The sequence below is a fragment of the Thiohalophilus sp. genome (genome assembly GCF_031581315.1).
GTDB lineage: Bacteria > Pseudomonadota > Gammaproteobacteria > UBA6429 > Thiohalophilaceae > Thiohalophilus.
In genome coordinates this window covers 1-2,042 of record NZ_JAVLAZ010000034.1, presented here as the reverse complement: position 1 = coordinate 2,042, position 2,042 = coordinate 1, and the positions used below count along the sequence as shown (strand labels likewise).

Sequence of the window (2,042 nt, the reverse complement as noted above, 5' to 3'; positions counted from 1 at the left end):
GCTGACCCGCCAGCGCGCTTCGGGTTCATCAGACTTAAGCCATGGACGGCCGGGCGCAGCGCAATGCGCTCGACGACTCGTCCGCCATTCTTCACACAATTTCTTATTTGACTGCGAACTCCAGACAACACAAATACGCCGGGCCCTTTAACGGCTAGGGAAACAGATCAGATGATTCAGGGGAAACCCTGATTGTTGCCTCGAAAATACCACATACTGCTAATAACCATGCGATGGATGCCATAATACAGCTCGCTGTTTTCATATATTTCATTTAAGAAATGATGGAAGCTTGCCGAATAAAAAAATATCGACAACAACAGGGCTTACACGGAGTGTGAAGCATGCCAAACAGACCGACCGACAGTGAACTCGGGTTGACCCCCGGTGTGAAGGATTCCCGAACGCTGCTGCCGAACCGGGACAGTTTCTACTATGACGTGAAGCCGCTCATCGAGGAAGCGGATGCGGGCAAGTTTGCCCTGGTATTGCTGGTGATCGATATCGAGGGGGTGGATTTTATTCTGCGCACCTTCGGGCCGGTGGAGCGTGACATGGCGATCCGGGAGGTCGGACAGCGTATCCGGGATGCGGCCGAGGAGGAGACAACGCCGTATCACATTAATCAGGGACGCTTTGCCGTGCTGTTGCAAAACGGCAGCTTCCTGCATGCCACGCAACGGGCCGAGGCGCTGGCAAAAGTGCTGCGCGAGCCCTTCAAGGTCGCGGGTATTTTCTATCATCTGGATGCCTTCATCGGCATCAGTCACTATCCCAATCATGCCGACTCGCTGGGCGAGCTGGTGCGCACGGGCGTGTTCGCCTGCCATCAGGCGAGCACCCTGGAGAGTCGCTATGCGACCTATGATCGAGCGATCGACGAGGAGGAACGTTATCGCTTTCGGTTGATGCTCGATCTCGAGCAGGCACTGGACGAGGAGAGCGGTATCCGGCTCGCCTATCAGCCCCAGGTGCATCTGCAATCCGGCGCCTGTGTGGGTGTCGAGGCATTGTGCCGCTGGGAACATGCCTCAAAGGGACCTATTCCGCCCGGCCAGTTTTTGCCCTTTGTGGAGCAGTCGCCGTTAATGATGCCGTTGACCGAGGCGATCCTCGGGATCGGTTTACGGGATCTGTATCGATGGCAGAAACAGGGCTTTGAAGGCAGCATGGCCATCAATCTGAGTTCCGCGCTGTTCCGCCGATCGGACATGCTGGAGCGGCTGCTGGATCACTTTCGCTACGCCAACATGCCGATGGAACAGATCCATTTCGAGGTGACCGAAACCGGCATCATGGATCAGCCCAAGCGGGCGGTGAATACGCTCTCTGAAATCCGGGAACGGGGCAGCCGGATCGCCGTCGATGATTTTGGCACCGGTCATTCCTCGCTGGCCTACCTGGCCGATCTGCCGATCGACATTATCAAGATCGATATGTATTTCGTACAGAACCTGGACAAGCCCTGGGGCCGGGCCATCGTCAGCGCGGCGGCGACCCTGGCGGAGCAACTCGGGCTGGTTTCGATCGCCGAAGGGATCGAGGACGAGCAGCAGCTCGATCAGTGTCGGGAACTGGGGGTGACGATCGGGCAAGGGTTTCATATCGGGCGGCCGATGTTCAGGGAACAGTTTGAGGGGTGGTTGGGGATATAGGAATGAGCGCCCTGCGGGCGAGCCTGTATTTTGAAAGCGAGTTCTTGTGGGAGGCGACTTCGTCGGCGACTCTCGCCGGTGCCACCGTCCTGCCTAAATGATCGCCCTGCGGGCAGGCTTAATCTCGAAAGCGGGCTTTTGTGGGAGGCGACTTCGTCGGCGTCTCTCGCCGGAGACACCCTGCTTATCTAAATGTTCGCCCTGCGGGCGGGCTTAATCTCGAAAGCGAGCTCTCGTGGGAGGCGATTTCATCGGCGATTGTTGCCGAATCCACCATCCTATCTAAATGATCGCCCTCCGGGCGGACTGGATCTTGAAAGCGGGCTCTCGTGGGAGGCGATTCCATCGGCGACTCTCGCCGGAGCCACCTTGCCTATCTAAATGATC

At 57.4% G+C, this 2,042-nt stretch carries 1 protein-coding gene; it reads left to right on the top strand.

What is annotated here, in order from left to right; genetic code table 11:
- The first annotated feature begins 344 nt into the window (after window positions 1-344).
- The gene (locus tag RI563_RS06735; RefSeq protein ID WP_310693602.1) at window positions 345-1,655 is read left to right on the top strand and encodes a bifunctional diguanylate cyclase/phosphodiesterase; all 1,311 of its coding nucleotides are present in this window, start codon (window positions 345-347) and stop codon (window positions 1,653-1,655) included.
- The last annotated feature ends 387 nt before the right edge of the window (window positions 1,656-2,042 follow it).